The sequence below is a fragment of the Phaeobacter sp. B1627 genome (genome assembly GCF_006265095.1).
Lineage (GTDB): Bacteria > Pseudomonadota > Alphaproteobacteria > Rhodobacterales > Rhodobacteraceae > Epibacterium.
The window spans coordinates 64218-81261 of the sequence record NZ_VCNK01000002.1 but is presented as its reverse complement, the minus strand read 5'-3'; the positions used below and the strand labels follow the sequence as shown (position 1 = coordinate 81261).

The 17044-nt window shown below is 61.7% G+C and carries 17 protein-coding genes and 1 pseudogene; 9 read left to right on the top strand and 9 right to left on the bottom strand.

Annotated elements, in window-relative coordinates:
- Positions 1–293: 293 nt before the first annotated feature.
- The 3 genes from phaR to FGE21_RS01805 all read right to left on the bottom strand — a co-directional run bounded on the left by phaR (position 294) and on the right by FGE21_RS01805 (position 3744).
- Positions 294–845, bottom strand: coding sequence for a polyhydroxyalkanoate synthesis repressor PhaR (gene phaR, locus FGE21_RS01815; protein WP_139661167.1), 552 nt, complete (start codon positions 843–845; stop codon positions 294–296).
- Between the two features lie 363 nt (positions 846–1208).
- Positions 1209–1655 carry a phasin family protein gene (locus tag FGE21_RS01810; RefSeq protein WP_139661165.1) on the bottom strand — a complete coding sequence of 149 codons (447 nt, stop codon included), beginning with the start codon at positions 1653–1655 and terminating at the stop codon, positions 1209–1211.
- Between the two features lie 253 nt (positions 1656–1908).
- A complete protein-coding gene (locus FGE21_RS01805; protein ID WP_139661163.1) occupies positions 1909–3744 on the bottom strand; it encodes an alpha/beta hydrolase in 1836 nt (611 codons plus the stop codon).
- A 149-nt stretch (positions 3745–3893) separates the two neighbouring features.
- Here FGE21_RS01805 and phaZ point away from each other — a divergent pair, with 149 nt between their 5' ends.
- The 3 genes and pseudogenes from phaZ to FGE21_RS01790 all read left to right on the top strand — a co-directional run bounded on the left by phaZ (position 3894) and on the right by FGE21_RS01790 (position 6762).
- Positions 3894–5171: a polyhydroxyalkanoate depolymerase gene (gene phaZ, locus FGE21_RS01800; RefSeq protein ID WP_139661162.1), complete on the top strand. Its 1278-nt coding sequence runs from the start codon at positions 3894–3896 to the stop codon at positions 5169–5171.
- 2 nt (positions 5172–5173) lie between these two features.
- Positions 5174–5773 (top strand): DUF6151 family protein, encoded by a 600-nt coding sequence (locus FGE21_RS01795; protein WP_139661160.1) that lies wholly within the window; start codon positions 5174–5176, stop codon positions 5771–5773.
- A gap of 203 nt (positions 5774–5976) precedes the next feature.
- Positions 5977–6762 (top strand): annotated as a pseudogene (locus FGE21_RS01790) (transposase).
- A 380-nt stretch (positions 6763–7142) separates the two neighbouring features.
- On the opposite strand, the gene FGE21_RS01785 reads toward FGE21_RS01790, so the two are convergent.
- From FGE21_RS01785 to FGE21_RS01775, 3 genes are all read right to left on the bottom strand, one after another.
- Positions 7143–7895 carry an alpha/beta fold hydrolase gene (locus FGE21_RS01785; protein ID WP_255731227.1) on the bottom strand — a complete coding sequence of 251 codons (753 nt, stop codon included), beginning with the start codon at positions 7893–7895 and terminating at the stop codon, positions 7143–7145.
- 121 nt (positions 7896–8016) lie between these two features.
- Positions 8017–8442: a VOC family protein gene (locus FGE21_RS01780; protein ID WP_139661157.1), complete on the bottom strand. Its 426-nt coding sequence runs from the start codon at positions 8440–8442 to the stop codon at positions 8017–8019.
- Between the two features lie 113 nt (positions 8443–8555).
- Positions 8556–9335 (bottom strand): carboxylesterase, encoded by a 780-nt coding sequence (locus FGE21_RS01775; protein ID WP_139661155.1) that lies wholly within the window; start codon positions 9333–9335, stop codon positions 8556–8558.
- A 229-nt stretch (positions 9336–9564) separates the two neighbouring features.
- On the opposite strand from FGE21_RS01775, the gene thrS reads away from it, so the two are divergent.
- The 5 genes from thrS to FGE21_RS01750 all read left to right on the top strand — a co-directional run bounded on the left by thrS (position 9565) and on the right by FGE21_RS01750 (position 14579).
- Entirely contained in the window at positions 9565–11511 is a 1947-nt protein-coding gene (gene thrS / locus FGE21_RS01770) for a threonine--tRNA ligase (RefSeq protein ID WP_139661154.1), read from the top strand.
- 231 nt (positions 11512–11742) lie between these two features.
- The gene (locus FGE21_RS01765; RefSeq protein WP_139661152.1) at positions 11743–12048 is read left to right on the top strand and encodes a DUF2282 domain-containing protein; all 306 of its coding nucleotides are present in this window, start codon (positions 11743–11745) and stop codon (positions 12046–12048) included.
- A 322-nt stretch (positions 12049–12370) separates the two neighbouring features.
- A complete protein-coding gene (locus FGE21_RS01760; protein ID WP_139661151.1) occupies positions 12371–13267 on the top strand; it encodes a DUF692 family multinuclear iron-containing protein in 897 nt (298 codons plus the stop codon).
- Positions 13267–14013, top strand: coding sequence for a DNA-binding domain-containing protein (locus tag FGE21_RS01755; RefSeq protein WP_139661149.1), 747 nt, complete (start codon positions 13267–13269; stop codon positions 14011–14013). Before FGE21_RS01760 ends, FGE21_RS01755 begins: the two co-directional genes overlap by 1 nt.
- Before the next feature lie 8 nt (positions 14014–14021).
- Complete coding sequence (locus FGE21_RS01750) at positions 14022–14579, top strand: DoxX family protein (protein WP_139661148.1); 558 nt, start codon at positions 14022–14024, stop codon at positions 14577–14579.
- 125 nt (positions 14580–14704) lie between these two features.
- On the opposite strand, the gene FGE21_RS01745 is transcribed toward FGE21_RS01750, so the two are convergent.
- Positions 14705–15022 carry an ArsC/Spx/MgsR family protein gene (locus FGE21_RS01745; protein WP_139661146.1) on the bottom strand — a complete coding sequence of 106 codons (318 nt, stop codon included), beginning with the start codon at positions 15020–15022 and terminating at the stop codon, positions 14705–14707.
- A 223-nt stretch (positions 15023–15245) separates the two neighbouring features.
- Between FGE21_RS01745 and FGE21_RS01740 the strand changes: the two genes are divergently transcribed.
- Positions 15246–15452 carry a cold-shock protein gene (locus FGE21_RS01740; protein WP_068240384.1) on the top strand — a complete coding sequence of 69 codons (207 nt, stop codon included), beginning with the start codon at positions 15246–15248 and terminating at the stop codon, positions 15450–15452.
- Between the two features lie 146 nt (positions 15453–15598).
- Here FGE21_RS01740 and FGE21_RS01735 read toward each other — a convergent pair whose 3' ends face one another.
- A complete protein-coding gene (locus tag FGE21_RS01735) occupies positions 15599–16081 on the bottom strand; it encodes a dihydrofolate reductase (RefSeq protein WP_139661145.1) in 483 nt (160 codons plus the stop codon).
- A gap of 57 nt (positions 16082–16138) precedes the next feature.
- The gene (locus tag FGE21_RS01730) at positions 16139–16972 is read right to left on the bottom strand and encodes a thymidylate synthase (RefSeq protein WP_139661143.1); all 834 of its coding nucleotides are present in this window, start codon (positions 16970–16972) and stop codon (positions 16139–16141) included.
- Positions 16973–17044: the final 72 nt, after the last annotated feature.

The window sequence follows — 17044 nt, the reverse complement described above, 5'->3', positions numbered from 1 at the left end:
GCCGGTCCCAGCCAATAGGCCCGCAACAAGCGCACGCCGCGCGCCAGCGCGGCGCCAGGCCCAACGGGCGCAGTTGCATCGCGATGCAACTGCGCCGGGCGGGAGCGCTCCCGCGCGTTTGCCACAGCCTCTGTCGATGCAGTGGCCTCCCCTTGGGCCCGGCAGCGCGCCTGGTGGCGCGCTGCGGTTGCGCCCAGTCAGTCCGTACCGCATCACGCAGGCCCATGGAGCCCTGTGAAACGATAAAAGCCCCGGCGTTACCCGGGGCTGATGTCACGAACCTTGGACGGAGCTCAGCTCATCTTGGACAGCTTGTCCTGCAATTCCGCCAGTTGGCGCTTGATGGAGGTCAGGTCTTCCTCCCCTTCCGCTGCCTCGCTCTCTTCGCCACCGCCGGTCCAGCCACCGCTGAACCCGCCGGTCATCGCCTTGAGAAAGGCCTCCTGCTGCGCCTTCATTGCCTCGAACCCCGGGATCTGGGCGATCGGGTTCATCGCATTCATATTCTCCATCATCTTCGACTGACTGTCGCGCAGCATGTCAAAGGATGTCTGCAGGAACTGTGGCATCACCCCGCCACCGGGCACCATGTAGCTGCGCACCAGATCATTCAACACCGTCACCGGCAGAACGTTTTCGCCCCGGCTTTCGTGCTCTGCGATGATCTGCAACAAATATTGCCGGGTCAGGTCATCGCCGGATTTCAGATCTATGATCTGCACTTCCCGACCATCCCGGATGAACCCCGCAATGTCCTCCAGCGTGACGTAATCACTCGTCTCGGTATTATAGAGTCTGCGGCTCGCGTAGCGTTTGATGAGCAGAGGTGTGTCCTTGTCCGCCATTCTCGCTCCTCCGGAATTCTGCGTGTTCCAAAAACCCTAGGCGAGCCGGTTTGAAAAGGAAAGCACAGAAACCAAAAGGATATGCCTCGCGCCGCCACCAGACCTCGCAGCACAGGCGCAGCCTCTCTTGTCCAAATTCTGCGGGGACGGCCAAGCCATCGCCCGACCATCGCCCGGGCATCGCCCCGCCGCGCCCTTTCCCGACTCGGCCCGACGACACGGCCCGGATGGCTTTTCCAACAACAAGGGGCGCGGCAAACGACAAAAAGGGCAGGCGCGTGGCCTGCCCTTTTCTTCGGACGCTCCGTTTGATTGGGAGGAGAGCTGAACGGAGGGTCCGGACGTCTCGGTATCGACCGGCGCTTACTTCGCAGCAGCGGCTTTCTTCGCAGCGGTGGTCACTTCGTCAGTGGCCTTCTTCATCGCTGCGGTTGCTTCTTCGGACATGTCCTTGCCAGCCGACATCAGCAGCTCAACGGTGTCCATCTGAACTTTTTTCGCAACTTCAGCAAAAGCGGCCATGTTTTCGGCAGCAACTTCGGCAGAGCTGGATGCGAAATCGGTTGCCGCTTTCGCATAGTCAGCAGGCTCGGACTTCGCTTTCGCGATTTCGCCCATTTTCGACAGTGTATCTTTGGTCCACTTGGAGGAAATCTCGGCGGATTTGCCAGCAGCGTCGAGCGCAACCGAGGAGAGTTTCTCGTTCAGAGCAGCTGTCGTTTTGAACATGTCTTCCATTGCGGATGTGTCCACTGGAAAAGAAGCCATCATGTCTTTCATTACAGCGGTGAAATCTTGGGTCTTGGCCATGGTAATCGTTCCTTGTCTTGGATGCCGTGCGGGCCTGTCCCGACGTTGCACCCAATATGCATGCTGCAGCGCAGCAATTCAAGTGAAATTTGCTGCGCTGCAGAAATTTTACCATTCATTTACGGAAGCCCGAGCAAGTACAATACCCCGGCGCCGCCCCGGTTTTAATGACACTCTCCGGCGCGCAATGCGGAGCAGATCCGAAAACCTCGGCATTCCAAAGACTTCCCACACCGCACAGCTCACGCGCGATTCAAGTGCGGGCCTTGCCGCGGACATATTGCCCCGGCGCCGCATCAAGCACAGGATAGGTTTCGGTTCCCGGCACCCGTGCGGGGACCTGCTTGCCCGCCCGTTTTTTCAGCCAATTTTCCCAACGCGGCCACCAGGACCCCTCGTGAAAGGTCGCTCCCTCCATCCAGGCATCCGAATCAACCGTCAGATCGTCATTGACGTAATGGCCATATTTATTGCGGCTGACCGGGTTCACGATCCCCGCGATATGCCCCGATTGGCTGACCACAAAGGTCTTGGAACGCGACCCCATCTGCTGCACGCCCTTGTAGCAATCCGTCCACCGGGCAATGTGATCGGTTTCGCAGGTGATCGCCATCAGTGGCACATCCACCTCCTTCAGGTGCAGCCGGTGACCGAACATCTCGAACCCGCCCTCGGCGAACTCGTTTTGCTGACACAGACGCCGCAGGTACTGAACCGCCATCCGCGCAGGCAGGTTCGCCCCGTCGCCATTCCAATAGAGCAGATCAAAGGCCGGCGGCGCCTCGCCCATCATGTAGCTGCGGATCGCCGGACCATAGACCAGATCATTGGCGCGCAAAAACGAGAAGGTCCGCGCCATGATGTAATGCGGCATGACCCCGCCCCCGCCGACCTCTTGTTCGATGGCGTCAACGAAGTCATTCTGCAGGAACGGTGTGAAATCCCCCTGGTCGGAGAAATCCGTCAGCGCGGTAAAGAAGGTGGCCGATTTCACCGATTTATCGCCGCGCTGTTTCAGCAGCGACAAGGTCAGGCTCAGGGTGGTGCCCGCAATGCAATAGCCGACCGCATTGACCTGTTTCACCCCACAGATCTCCTTGGCCAGATCAATCGCCTTCAGAAACCCGTCCTCGACATAATCCTCAAGCGCCGTATCCGCATAGCTGCTGTCCGGATTGACCCAGGACACCACAAACAGCGTGTAGCCTTGATCGGTGATCCATTTGATCAGGCTGTTCTTCTCCTTGAGATCGAGAATGTAGAATTTGTTGATCCAGGGCGGGAACAGCACGATCGGGATCTCATGCACGGTCTCCGTGGTGGGGCGGTACTGGATCAGCTCCATCATCCGGTTGCGAAACACCACATCGCCGGGGGTGGTTGCAATATTGGTTCCGACCTCAAAGGCGTTTTCATCGGCCAGCCGGACAATCAGCTCGCCGCCATTGGCCTCCAGATCGGCAACCAGGTTTTCCAACCCGTCAATCAGCGACTGACCGTCCGTCTCCAGCGCCTTTTCCAGCGCATCCGGATTGGTGGCGAGGAAATTGGTCGGCGCCATCATGTTGATGATCTGATCGGCGAAATATCCCAGCCGCTGCTTGTCGACCCGGTCCAGATCCTCGACCTCCTGAACGGCGGTGCGAATGGCCTCTGCATTGGTCAGATACTGGTCGCGCACGAATTTGAAATAGGGGATTTTCTCCCACATCGGGTTGGCAAAGCGGCGGTCCGTCGGACGGGGCGGAGCAGCTGGCGCCTCAGGATCCGCGCCATCTGCGCCATCCTGGTTCAGGGCATTGGCCATCATCTGTTGCGCTTCGGCGTAATTCAGCACCGATTTCCCCCAGAACTGCACCTGTTGCTCCAGCAACCGGGTCGGGTTCTGGGCCATGGCCGACCAATATGACGATGCTGCACGTGCAAAAAGTTCCTGATTCGGCGAGTCCAATCCCGGGGTGCTGGGCTTCTTCTGGGCCAGGACATCCACCAGTCGCTTCGAGAGCAGTTCAACACGTTCAAGATTTTCTTTAAGTTGGTCAATCTGTTCCGTGGAAGTCGCGTCAATACCCTTGTCGGTTGTTGTCATCTTAAGGAAACCCTTTTAATCTTTCTGCTGTGCAGAATGCGTGCCTCGCCATTGTACGGCAAAGCGGCCGCTGGTCCGACTCCTGCCGGAATCCTCCGGCAAAATCCGGCCAGAACCGCGGCATGAAAAGCACCGCCAAGGAGACGCAGATGCGCTACATGATGTCCTATGATCTGATGGAGACGGTTCGCAACACGAATCAATGGCTCGGCGCGACAGCGCTGTCGATGGCCTCCTACCCCGCCTTTGCCGCCATGCCAAACCCGATGCTGAGCTGGATGGCCGCCTGGGGCCAGGTCACCGAGCGCAGCTTTGAACGGATGGTTGCAAAACCCGACTGGGGCATCCACGCGACCACTCTCAACGACGGCAAGGATCACCTGGTCGAAGTTGACACCGTGGTGGAAAAATCCTTTGGCGACCTGATCCACTTCCGTGTCACCGACCGCCCGGAACAGCCGCGCAAGGTCCTGGTTGTCGCACCGATGTCCGGTCATTACGCCACCCTCCTGCGCTCCACTGTAAAGAGCCTCATCGAAAATTGCGAAGTCTATGTGACGGACTGGCACAATGCCCGCGACATCCCCGTGTCTGCAGGGAAATTCGACGTCGAGGACTATACACTTTATCTCGTTGATTTCATGCGTGAACTTGGCCCCGAATGCCATGTGGTCGCGGTCTGTCAGCCCGCGCCGCTGACCCTCGCCGCCACCGCCTATCTGGCCGAGATGGACCCGAAGGCGCAGCCCAGCTCGCTGACGCTGATCGGCGGTCCGGTCGACCCGGACGCAACCCCAACCGATGTCACCGACTTTGGCCGCCGTGTCACCATGGGCCAGCTGGAGCAGACGATGATCCAGCGCGTCGGCTTCAAATACAAGGGCGTCGGCCGCTCCGTCTATCCGGGCCTTCTGCAGCTGTCGTCCTTCATGTCGATGAACATGGACCGCCATTCCAAGGCGTTTTCCGACCAGATCATGCGCGTCTGCCGGGGCGAGGCCTCCGACCACGATGCCCACAACCGGTTCTACGACGAGTATCTCGCCGTCATGGATATGCCTGCGGAATTCTATCTCTCCACCGTCGAGCGGGTCTTCAAGAACGGCGAGATCGCCAAGAACGCCTTTACCGTCGAGGGCAAGCATGTGGACATCGGCAAGATCACCGATGTGGCGGTCAAAACCGTCGAGGGGGCCAAGGATGACATCTCCGCGCCCGGTCAATGCATTGCTGCGCTTGATCTCTGCACCGGTCTGCCCGACAGCAAAAAGGCCAGCCACGTCGAACCCGACGCCGGTCACTACGGCATTTTCGCGGGGCGCGCGTGGCGCAACAATATCCGCCCGCTGGTGATTGAATTCATGGATGCCAACGCCCGCAAGAAACCGGCCAACTCCGGCAAGAAGCCGCAGGCGGCGGCAGAATAGGCATGTCTTCCCCCTCGGCATCACCGGCCGAAGGCGCGCTCCGCTTTGCCTGCGCCTGTGGCGCCTTGTCGGGACATATCGCACCCGGCTCGGCGCGACAGGGCAGCCGTATCCACTGCCACTGCGGCGATTGTCGCGCGGTAGAGCTGCATCACGGCTGCCCGGACCCGGCCGGAACCGGGGTCGATCTGCTGCAGCTCAATCCGGACATGGTGAAAATCGATCAGGGCGCCGAACATCTGAGCCTGCTGCAACTGTCGCCGCGGGGCTTGTATCGCTGGTATGCCGGATGTTGCGGGACACCGCTGTTCAACAGCCCCCGCACGGCGAAACTGCCCTTCATCGCCATTCGAGCCGCGCTGTTTGCCGAGCCGGACAGCCTGGGCAAGGTGATCGCCCGGACCTTCATTCCGAAGAAGGGCAAGCCGCCCCAGCACAAGGGCGCCGCCCGCATGACATACAAATTGATTGGGCGCATGCTGTCCGCGCGCCTCACCGGACGCTGGAAACAGACACCGCTGTTTGACACCGAAACCGGCGCGCCGGTGGCCTTGCCGCAGGTCCTGACCAAAGCGGAACGCAAGGCGCTCACCAACGCCTGACGACCATGCGCGCCGCGCCCCAAGCGGGTCTGCCAGCAGCCGGTGAGTGTCTTGCGGTCAGTGCCTTGCAGTCAGCCTGATATCCGATGGGGTGGACGCCCCTCCGACGGCATCGATGTGCCAAACTGGTGGTGTGATCACCATGTTGAGGAGGAGACGTCCATGGAAGAGAGTGGCATAGTCGGCGTAGATCTGGCCAAAACATATTCCAAATTCACCAAGCTACAGCCGATGGCAGGCCCGTCTTCAGCAAGACGCTACGGCGGTCAAAGCGGCTGTCTCTACGGACTGGCGTTCTGACATGCACCGTGGGCATGGCGGCCTGTGCCAGTTCTCGTCATTGCGGGCGCGAGATCGGAAAGCTTGGGCATGCCGTGCAGAGGATCCCACCGATCTACGTGACGCCCCCCGTCAAACGACAGAAGAACGATGCCAATGATGCGGAAACAGAACTGTGAGCCGCCGTCCTTGACCAGGCTCACCTGCTTTTGGATCATATCGAGATGCTTGCAGGCGAGATCGACAAATTGGGTGCAGAGCGACGCGCTGGTGCCCGGCAGGATCCAGCGGCAAAGCGCTTGATGACGATCCCGGGTATCGAGCCGATCACGGCCACGGCCCTTACCGCTCTCTCTCTCCAGACCCAAACCCTTTCACCCCAGCCCCAAGCCCTTTCAGCAAGGCGCGGGACTTCGCCGCCTGGACCACCGGGACCGGGTGCACGCCCAGGCAATTCTCATCAGTCGGCAAAGAACGGATCGGACGCAGGTCGAAGATGGGCCAGCGCGACCTGCGCCGCCTTCTTGTCATCAGTGCGGCATCTGTCGTGCGGTGGGCCATTCGGCGGCGTGCGGATCAGGGGCGGGCTTGGGCAGATGCCGGCGGGTAAACCAAGGCTGGCCACCAAGATGGCGCGCGTTGCATGGGCTCTGATGACGAGGAATGAGAATGACAAGACCCCGGTAGGATGGCTTTTGCCGGTCATGTGAGAAGGTCGGAGGTGGTGATCAGGACAAACGGTCAATGAGACGGGATCAGGAAAACCAGGCACCAGGCCGTGCGCCGGAGAGCGCCCCTCTCCACGTTGGAGCTGAACCGCGCATCTCCATACGGGCCCGTGGCGTGTCAAAACCACATTCAGAGGCCGGACACCCGACGGCACCTGACAACTTTTGCATACCTGTCAAAACGTCTCGCATCCACAGGGGCGGCCACACCCGGCCTGTTGATCGGCCTCGCAGCCGATCTGGCAGCCGCAGGCAACAGCCCCTGCGCCCGCTTCCGGTCCAGCCTTCCCGCCCCGACAGACCGACCCTTTCTTCCGGTTCTTCCCTCCTGCAGTCTCCACCTGCCCGACCGTCCTGCCCGATCATCCAGTCTGGCGCAGCTCCTCGCCCCGCATCTGCGGCTGCATCAGCCAATCACACAGGATCGCCGACACCCGGTCGGGCTGCTCCAGAAGCGGCAGATGACCTGCGTCCTCGATCATCTCGATCCGCGTGTGCCGCATCAGTTCGGCTGTGAACATCTGGCGTTTGACCGGGATGATGTGATCATGGACGCCGCAGACCACCAACCCCGGCTGATCGGCGCGCCTGAGGGCCGCCTGCTGATCACAGCGTCGCTGCAACATCCTGCTCTGGCTCACAAAAACATCAGGCCCCAGATCCTCTGCCATATCGGCGACATCGGCCATGATCTGGCCTCGCAGGGGGCTGGGGGCGAGGCTCGCGGCGGGAAAGACCTCCTGCATGACGCCGCGCAACCGGCCAGACCGGGCCCGAATGATCCACGGCTCCCGCTCGGCCGCCTTGGCCGGGCTCTCGGCCAGGGGGCTGGTCGAAATCAGGCCGATGCCTGCAATCCGTTCCGGCGAGCGCTGCAACAGCGCCATGGCAACCGAACCGCCCAAGCCGGCGCCGATGATGGTGAAATAGCTGGGCAATTGATCCAGAAGCCGCAGCGCCACATCCTCGACCCGCGCACCGCCCAGAACCGGCGCGATGGTCACCGGCATGTAGCGCGACAAAAGCCGCAGCTGTTTTTCCCAAATCCGTCCGTCGCTCATAAATCCGGGCACCACCACAAGGGGATACCGGGACAGCTCCACTAGCTCTGTCATGTGCTCTGCCCGTAATCTGTTGCGCCTATGCATGGCGCTTGGGTTCACTACACGTCCTCAAACGCCGGGCAGCAAGGACTATTTGACTATGCGAAGTGATGGTTAAGAATATGTGACTTCTTCAATACCCACCCCAACAGAAAGATCCATCCGCGGCCAGCGGCGCATGCGGGTTATGCGCGATCTCCCAGATGTGGCCGTCGGGGGCGCGGAAATAGCCGATGGTGCCGCCCCAAAAGACCGGCCCCGCCGCGCGCAGGACCTCGGCGCCGGCCGCGCGCGCACGCTCAATCAGCGGAGCGACCTCCTCCATCAGCCGGACGTTGTGGCTCAGCGTCATTGCCCCCGTCCCCAGCGCCTCCTCCGGCAGGTTCAGATCCTCCGCCAGCTTTGTCAGCGGATAGAGCCCGAGCGTCTGCGACAGCAGATCAAAGGCGATGACCCCGTCCGGGCTGTCAACCCGCCGCCACCCCAACGCCTCGTAAAAAGCGGCCGAAGCCTCCATGTCACGGACGCCCAGTGTGATCAGGCTCACGCGTTGTTCCATTGTGATCGCTCCCCTCGCTGCAGATCCAGGAGGCCACATTCGGCCCCAAAACGCGCCGCAGATCAACCGCGACGCCGCCCGGGTTTCATGCGCCGGGCGTCACTCGCCGGGCCTCATTGCCTGTGGCAGATCTCGGCGTCGCAGATCTCGGCCACGGCGGCGCTCATCAGCGCCAGACAGTCCGGCTCCGAGAACCGGTGATCCGCGTCCTTGACCAAGGTCAGTCGCATGTCCTCGCAGGTGGCATGCTCCATCAGACGCAGCGCCGTCGCGGTGGAGACCGCAGAATCATCCGTCCCCTGCAGGCAGCGGACCGGGAACGGCAGCACCAGCGGCGACCGCAGCACCAGCCGCTGCCGGCCGTCCTCGATCATCCGCCGGGTGACGATATAGGGCTCCATATAGTCGCTCGGCAATTCAACCCGGCCCCGGCTGTCCAGCTCTGCCTTCTGCGCCTCGGTGAAATTGGCCCAATAGCTATCCTCGGTGAAATCCGGGGCGGCGGCGATGGTGACAAGGCCGCAGATCCGCTCCGGGCGCGCCTTGGCCAGCAGAAGCGCCTGCCAGCCCCCCATCGACGACCCCACCGGCAGGATCTTGCCCTCGGTCAGCTGCTCCACCGCCGCCAGCGTGTCCTCGTGCCAGTCGCCGATGCAGCCGTCCTCAAAGCGGCCCGAGCTGCTGCCATGGCCGGAGTAGTCAAAGCGCAAGAACCCCTGTCCGCGGGCGCGTGCCCAGTCTTCGAGATACAGCGCCTTGGTGCCCTCCATATCGGATTTCAGCCCGCCAAGGAACACCACCGTCGGGCCCGTGCCCCCCGTTTCCCCATCCGCCTCGGTCTTGTGATAGGCAATGCGCCGCCCCGACGCGGTCTCCAGATACTGTGGCGCCATCTCGCGGCCCTCCGTCCTATGCGTGGTTCTGCCCAGACCTGCCATGTTTCCCGGCCCATTGCAAAGCCCGTGCACAGCCCGCCCAAAGCCAGTTCCCGGCCCAAGATGTTCGGGCGATTTCATGCAGGCTCCACTTGACCTGCCGCGCCGCGTCGGCCAAACACCCCCTACACCATAACCCGCAACCGGGCGTTCTGTGGGCGCCAAACCGACGAGGAGAGCCAGCACGATGGCCCAAGTCTCACTCACCTTTCCCGATGGCAATGCACGCAGCTATGAGGCCGGGGTCACCCCTGCCGAAGTCGCGGCCTCCATCTCGACCTCTCTCGCGAAAAAAGCCATCTCCGCCACCGTGAACGGGGCACATTGGGACCTGCAATGGCCCATCGCCGCCGACAGTGCGATCGCAATCCACACCATGAAGGACGAGGCGCAGGCGAACGAGCTGATCCGCCACGACCTCGCCCATATCATGGCCCGCGCCGTGCAGGAGCTGTGGCCTGACACCCGCGTCACCATCGGGCCCGTCATCGAGAACGGCTGGTACTATGATTTCGACCGCACAGAGCCCTTCACCCCCGAAGATCTCGGCGCCATCGAAAAGAAGATGAAAGAGATCATCAACAAGCGCGAACCGGTCCGCACCGAGGTCTGGGACCGTCAGCGCGCCGTCGATTTCTACACCGAGAACAACGAACCCTATAAAGTCGAGCTGATCGACGCCATTCCCGGCGACGAGCCCCTGCGCATGTATTGGCATGGCGACTGGCAGGATCTGTGCCGTGGGCCGCATCTGCAGCACACCGGTCAGGTGCCGGGGGATGCGTTCAAACTGATGTCGATCGCGGGCGCCTACTGGCGTGGCGACTCGAGCCGCGCCATGCTGCAGCGGATCTACGGCGTCGCCTTCACCGGCAAGGAAAAGCTCAAGGCCCATCTGACCATGCTGGAGGAGGCCGCCAAGCGCGACCACCGCAAACTCGGCCGCGAAATGAACCTCTTTCACATGCAGGAAGAGGCCCCCGGTCAGGTCTTCTGGCACCCGAACGGCTGGCGCGTCTACACCATCCTGCAGGACTACATGCGTCGCCAGCAGGACCGCGGCGGCTATGTCGAGGTCAACACGCCCCAGGTGGTCGACCGCAAGCTCTGGGAGGCCTCGGGCCACTGGGACAAATACCAGGAGAACATGTTCATCGTCGAAGTGGACGAAGACCACGCCCGTGAAAAGGCGATCAATGCGCTCAAGCCGATGAACTGCCCCTGCCATGTGCAGGTGTTCAATCAGGGCCTGAAATCCTATCGCGACCTGCCGTTGCGGATGGCCGAATTCGGCTCCTGCGCCCGCTATGAACCCTCGGGCGCGCTGCATGGCATCATGCGGGTCCGGGGCTTCACCCAGGACGACGGCCATATCTTCTGCACCGAGGATCAGATCGAATCCGAAACCGCGCGTTTCATCGACTTCCTCTCGCGGGTCTATGCCGATCTCGGTTTTCACAACTGGACCATCAAACTGTCGACCCGTCCCGAAAAACGCATCGGCAGCGACGAAAGCTGGGACTTCGTCGAAAAGGCGCTTGGCGATGCCTGCAAGGCGGCCGGCTATGACTATGAGCTGCTCGAAGGCGAAGGCGCCTTCTACGGCCCGAAACTGGAATTCACCCTCACCGACGCCATCGGCCGGACCTGGCAATGCGGCACGCTGCAGGTGGACCCGAACCTGCCGGAACGGCTTGAAGCGACCTATGTCGGTCAGGACGGCAGCAAGCACCGCCCCTATATGCTGCACCGGGCGACGCTCGGCTCGTTTGAACGTTTCATCGGCATCCTGATCGAGGAACACGCAGGCAAACTGCCGTTCTGGCTGGCCCCGCGTCAGGTGGTGGTGGCCTCGATCACCTCGGAGGCGGATGACTATGTGAATGAGGTCGTCGAAACACTGAAGGCCGCAGGCGTGCGCGCCGAGGCCGACATCCGCAACGAGAAGATCAACTACAAGGTCCGCGAGCATTCCGTGGGCAAGGTGCCGGTCATTCTCGCTGTCGGCCACCGCGAAGTCGAGGAGCGCACTGTCTCCGTGCGGCGGCTTGGGCAGAAACAGACCTCCGTCGAGAGCCTCGCAAATGTTACAGAGAGCCTCGCGCGGGAGGCAACTCCGCCGGATCTTCTGTAATATCTGTAATATTTCCCCGTAAATTCGACAGAAACGGCCTCCGCTTGGGGGCCGTTTTGTTACATGCTTGGCCGTAATCTTGCATTTTCACTGGGGTGAACCGAGTTTTGTCAATAACGTTGCCTGACGGCGGCGTGAGGCACGCCCTCGTGAGTTTATTTTCCTCTACACCCCCGGTTAGGGTGTTTCCATCATAACTGATCACGCCATCCCTTCAGGAGGACCACGCATATGTCGACAACCAAGAAAACCCTCGCCGTTGCAGGCGCCGTTGCTGCTGCGTTGACGGCCGCAGCCACCTCACAGGCCGCCGCGCAGGCCAAGGAAAAATGCTTTGGCGTTTCTCTCGCAGGCCAGAATGACTGCGCCGCCGGTCCCGGCACCACCTGCGCGGGCACCTCGACCGTGGATTATCAGGGCAACGCCTGGACATTGGTCGACAGCGGCACCTGCGCCGAAATGGACCTGCCCGCCGCCGCCGATGGCTCTGCCCGCGCCGGGTCTCTGGAACCGCTGGAGCGGGATCTTCCGGCCTGATCCTGCCGCGCCTGATCTTGTGGCGTCCAGTCCGGGCCCGCCTGTCAAGCTGAGGCAGAGGGGGGCACATCGCAGCCTCCCCTGCCCGACCTGACACGCGCCACATAGGCGCCTGGAGACGGACCCGGATGCCGGTCAAAACAAGTACCGGTCAAAACAAATACGGGCCAAAACAAATACCGGCCAACACCCGCAAGCCGCCAAGCCGGACTCCCGGCCAATCCTTTGGCCGAATACAGCGCAAATACCGGCCAGACCGCGACCAGATCCCGGCCCGTTGACCATTCCACAAGCTTCCCGCCACGCTCAGAAGAGGTGCGCCATGTTCGATACCCTCGACCGCTCTGCCCCCTCCGACGGCCCCTCGAATGGCCCCTTTTCCCGCCTGCCAAACGCTGCGGGCGTGGGCTATAAACCCCAGCATTTCCAAAGCCTTCTTGACGATGCAGCCCCCGTCAAATGGCTGGAGATCCACGCCGAAAACTACATGGGAGACGGCGGCCGACCGCTGGCGCAACTGCGTCACCTCGCGGAACGCTTTCCGATGTCCGTGCATGGCGTCGGCCTCTCCATTGGCGGCGAAGGCCCGCTGGATGCGGACCACCTTGCCCGACTCCGGCACCTCATCGACTGGCTGCAGCCTGCAAGCTTTTCCGAACATCTCGCATGGTCCACCCACGACAGCCATTTCTTCAACGATCTGCTGCCCCTGCCCTACACCGACCAAAGCCTCACCCGGATCTGCGAGCATATCGATCAGGTCCAGACCACGCTCGGGCGCCGGATGCTGTTGGAAAACCCCTCAAGCTACCTCGCCTTTGCCGAAAGCACCTGGGAAGAGCCTGCCTTCCTGCAGGAAATCGCCCGGCGCACCGGCTGCGGTCTGCTGCTCGATGTCAACAATGTCTTTGTCTCCGCCACCAATCTCGACTACCGGCCGCAGGACTACATCGATGCCTACCCGCTTGATCTGGTTGGTGAAATTCATCTCGGCGGCCATGATGAAGACGAAGATGATCACGGCAGGCCGCTGCTGATCGACAGCCACGGTGCCGAGGTCACAGATCCGGTCTGGGCCCTTCTGGACTATACGCTGGCGCGCTCCGGCCCCAAACCCACCCTGGTGGAATGGGATACGGACGTGCCCGAATGGCCGCTGCTGCAGGCCGAAGCCCTGCGTGCGGCTGCTGCGCTGGAACGGGTCCGGGAAACCGCCTGATGTCGCGCGAACGGGACTTCACCAGCGCCATTCTGGACGCGCGCCTGCCGGTTCCGTCCGGGTTGCAGGACGGCCACAGTCAGCCCGCCGGCCGGCGCTTCAGCGTCTATCGCAACAATGTCGCCGTCTCTCTCACGCAGGCGCTGCATCAGGGGTTTCCGACCGTCGCGCGGCTGCTGGGACCGGACAACATGGATGGGCTTGCAGGCCAGTTCCTGCGCGCCCACCCGCCGACCTCGCCGGTGCTGACGCATTATGGCGATGCGTTTCCCGCCTATCTCGAACGCCTCCCTCAGCTCGCGCATCTTGGCTATCTCGGCGATATGGCCCGGCTGGACTGCGCCCTGCGCCGCAGCTATCACGCCGCAGACGCCCCCCCCATCGACGCGCAGCTCCTCGCAACCCTGTCGCCGGAGGCGCTGCTGGCCAGTCGCTTCCGCTTCGCCCCCGCCCTCTGCGTGCTGCGCTCCCGGTGGCCGATCCATTCGATCTGGCGCTACAATACCCAAGAAGGCGCCCCCAAACCCGCAGCCGGCCCCGAAGACGTGCTGATCACCCGGCCCGACTACGACCCGGTGCCGGAGCGGCTGCCGCCCGGAGCCGCCCTCTGGATTGAGGCGCTGCAGTCTGGCGACACCCTCGCCACCGCCACCGAGACAGCATGCGCCGCAGTTCCCGATTTCGACCTCAGCGCCCCTCTGGCGCTCCTGATCGAGGGCCGGGCCCTCACTGACATCTCGCGATAGGAAGTCCCATGAACGCCTTGATTTCTCTACACAACGCCGCGTTTCATCACATCGAGCGCGCGGGCGACCGGCTGCTGCCGCTGCTTGCCCGTTTCACCTTCGCCGCCGTGCTGCTGCTGTATTTCTGGACCTCCGGGCTGACCAAACTCGGGGATGGCCTGTTCGGGATTTTCTCTCCCTCCATCGGTGCCTACAGCCAGATCTTTCCGAAACAACTGGAGGCCGCGGGCTACGATCTGTCGCAGTTCGGCCTCTTTCAATGGGCGGTCGTGATGGCGGGCACCTACGCCGAATTCCTGCTGCCCCTGCTGATCGTGATCGGCCTCGCCACCCGCCTCGCCGCCCTCGGCATGATTGGCTTCGTCATTGTGCAGTCCCTGACCGATGTCTACGGCCATGGCGCCACCGATGCCAAAACACTGGGGGCCTGGTTTGATCGCTTCCCGGATGGGGTGATCATGGATCAGCGCCTGCTGTGGGTCTTTGTTCTGATGCTGCTTGTGATCAAAGGCGCGGGCGCCCTCTCGGTGGACGCCCTGCTGCGGCGACGCGCACTTGCCGCCTGACCGGGTCCCAACCTGGCCGATCTGGCCCCACTCATGACATTCCAGTCAGGGCAGCCCAGACGTAGTAAACGGCGCGTCCCCCCTCCGTCAGCGCGCCGTTTACCGACTCTCCCACAGCTGTGCCGTCAGCCCACGCCCAGCGCGGTTTTCACCTCTGCGGTCCACCCCAGATAGAGCTGCCCATCGGCCTCGATCAGCGGTCGTTTCATCAGGCTCGGATAGGCGGCCAACAGCTCCGGCTGCGGGCGTTCGCGCTCTTCAGCCGACAATTCTCGCCACGTGGTTGAACGTGTATTCAACAACTTGTCCGGGAATTGTGCAGATGCCTGCTTCATGATCTCTTCCGGAACGCCCTCTTTCCGCACATCGACGAAAACCGCATCCGGCAATGACTTCAGGGCCTTGCGACAGGTATCGCATGTCTTCAACCCGTATAGTTTCATTCCTGTCTCTCGCTCCGCTTCAAAAATTCACACAATTTATAGGCGACTCACACCGATTTTCTTTGATTTTTTTAACCCGCATGGCAAACTGATTGGGGTCCTGATTAACCAAGGGCTTCGGTCATCCTCGTCCGGAGTTTTTCAAGACGGACCCGGCGCGTGTGAGTGAAAGGTACTTTGAGCGTGCTCATAGTGAAGTGCAAGTAAGAAGGAGACACGGGACATGCCAAGTGGCACCGTGAAATGGTTCAACACCACCAAGGGCTATGGTTTTATTGAACCCGATGAAGGTGGCAAAGATGTGTTTGTGCATATCTCTGCCGTGGAACGCTCCGGCCTGACCGGCCTGGCGGATAACCAAAAAGTGGGATATGAGCTGAGCGAAGGCCGAGACGGCCGACAGATGGCCGGCGACATTCGCCCGCTCTGAGCCCTCCCCCCAAAGCACCGCTGCGCCCGGCCGCGTTGCGCGGATTGGGCGCAGTACTCAACCTGCAGTATTCAACCCACAGTACTCAACGTCATGATTGATAGTCTGCGGGTATTGATCGTCGCGGTGCCGATGACCGGCAGCGCTCAGTGGGCTGCGCGCAGAAATTCAGTCAGAACGCACTTCGGCGCGGCGGCACGTAGGGGCACCTCCAGCACACGGCGCCAGTCATCGGGATCGACGCTCGGAAAAAAGGCATCCGCATCATCGATGTCCAGATCGACCTCGGTGATCATCAGCCGGTCAGCCTGTGCGAGCATCCCTTTGTAAATCCCCGCACCGCCGATCCCGTAGATCCGCGCATAGCCTTCACGGCGCGCCAATGCGATCGCCTCCGTGATGGAGGGAACCACCGTCTCCGCCGCCTCCGGATTGGACGACACCACAATATTGAGCCGGTTTTTCAATGGCTTCACCGGCAGGCTGTCCCAGGTGTTGCGCCCCATGATGATCGCACCCCCCAGGGTTTCACGCTGAAAGGCCTTCAGATCCTCCGGCGCGTGCCAGGGGATGTCATTGTCCTTGCCGATGGCCCCGTTGCGGGCCCGGGCGACGATCAGCGTTATCATGGTTAATTTTCCTCGGACGACCACACATAGGTTGATGACGGGCAGGCTGGGACGCAATCAGACGGCGACGGGCGCCTTGATGCCCGGATCGGGATCATAGCCGATGACCTCGAAATCCTCGTAGGTGAAGTCGAAAATTGACGAGACATCCCGCGCGATCCGCACCACTGGCAAGGATTTGGGACTGCGCGACAACTGCAGCTGAACCTGCTCCTTGTGGTTTGAATAGATATGCGCATCGCCCATCGTATGTACGAAAGTCCCCGGCTGATAGCCCGTCACATGCGCCAACATCTGCAGCAGCAGCGCATAGGAGGCGATATTGAACGGCACCCCGAGGAACATATCGGCCGAGCGCTGATAGAGCTGTAGATGCAGTTTGCCGCCAAGAACGCGGACCTGCCACAGGGTATGGCAGGGCGGCAGCGCCATTTCCGGCACATCGCCCGGGTTCCAGGCCGACACGATCAACCGGCGGCTGTCGGGGCTGGTGCGGATCATCTCGACCAGCTCTGCGATCTGATCCACCGACCCCGCGCGATAGAGCGGCTCATCACCGAGGGTTCCCTCTGCCAGCTCCAGTCGCGGGAATTTCCGCCATTGATGGCCATACACCGGGCCCAGATCGCCGTTTTCGTCGGCCCATTCGTCCCAGATCGAAACCCCGTTGTCTTTCAGATAGCCAATGTTGGTGTCGCCGGACAGAAACCACAGCAGCTCGTGGATAATGGACCGCAGGTGCAGTTTCTTTGTGGTCACCAGCGGGAAACCCTCCGCCAGATCATAGCGTTGCTGCATCCCGAAACAGGACAGCGTGCCGGTGCCGGTGCGGTCGCTGGTGTCGACCCCATGGTCGAGGATATGCTGCAAGGCCGCGTGATACTGCTGCATGGAAGACGCCTCCTGATCTGGCCCCGGTGATACCGTGTCGCGATCCGAGATCCAAGCAGTTTGCCACTGCCC

Bases quoted from the DNA above. Each gene is read 5' to 3' on its own strand.
- phaR (WP_139661167.1), bottom strand. From the start codon at position 845: ATGGCGGACAAGGACACACCTCTGCTCATCAAACGCTACGCGAGCCGC.
- FGE21_RS01810 (WP_139661165.1), bottom strand. From the start codon at position 1,655: ATGGCCAAGACCCAAGATTTCACCGCTGTAATGAAAGACATGATGGCT.
- FGE21_RS01805 (WP_139661163.1), bottom strand. From the start codon at position 3,744: ATGACAACAACCGACAAGGGTATTGACGCGACTTCCACGGAACAGATT.
- phaZ (WP_139661162.1), top strand. From the start codon at position 3,894: ATGCGCTACATGATGTCCTATGATCTGATGGAGACGGTTCGCAACACG.
- FGE21_RS01795 (WP_139661160.1), top strand. From the start codon at position 5,174: ATGTCTTCCCCCTCGGCATCACCGGCCGAAGGCGCGCTCCGCTTTGCC.
- FGE21_RS01785 (WP_255731227.1), bottom strand. From the start codon at position 7,895: ATGACAGAGCTAGTGGAGCTGTCCCGGTATCCCCTTGTGGTGGTGCCC.
- FGE21_RS01780 (WP_139661157.1), bottom strand. From the start codon at position 8,442: ATGGAACAACGCGTGAGCCTGATCACACTGGGCGTCCGTGACATGGAG.
- FGE21_RS01775 (WP_139661155.1), bottom strand. From the start codon at position 9,335: ATGGCGCCACAGTATCTGGAGACCGCGTCGGGGCGGCGCATTGCCTAT.
- thrS (WP_139661154.1), top strand. From the start codon at position 9,565: ATGGCCCAAGTCTCACTCACCTTTCCCGATGGCAATGCACGCAGCTAT.
- FGE21_RS01765 (WP_139661152.1), top strand. From the start codon at position 11,743: ATGTCGACAACCAAGAAAACCCTCGCCGTTGCAGGCGCCGTTGCTGCT.
- FGE21_RS01760 (WP_139661151.1), top strand. From the start codon at position 12,371: ATGTTCGATACCCTCGACCGCTCTGCCCCCTCCGACGGCCCCTCGAAT.
- FGE21_RS01755 (WP_139661149.1), top strand. From the start codon at position 13,267: ATGTCGCGCGAACGGGACTTCACCAGCGCCATTCTGGACGCGCGCCTG.
- FGE21_RS01750 (WP_139661148.1), top strand. From the start codon at position 14,022: ATGAACGCCTTGATTTCTCTACACAACGCCGCGTTTCATCACATCGAG.
- FGE21_RS01745 (WP_139661146.1), bottom strand. From the start codon at position 15,022: ATGAAACTATACGGGTTGAAGACATGCGATACCTGTCGCAAGGCCCTG.
- FGE21_RS01740 (WP_068240384.1), top strand. From the start codon at position 15,246: ATGCCAAGTGGCACCGTGAAATGGTTCAACACCACCAAGGGCTATGGT.
- FGE21_RS01735 (WP_139661145.1), bottom strand. From the start codon at position 16,081: ATGATAACGCTGATCGTCGCCCGGGCCCGCAACGGGGCCATCGGCAAG.
- FGE21_RS01730 (WP_139661143.1), bottom strand. From the start codon at position 16,972: ATGCAGCAGTATCACGCGGCCTTGCAGCATATCCTCGACCATGGGGTC.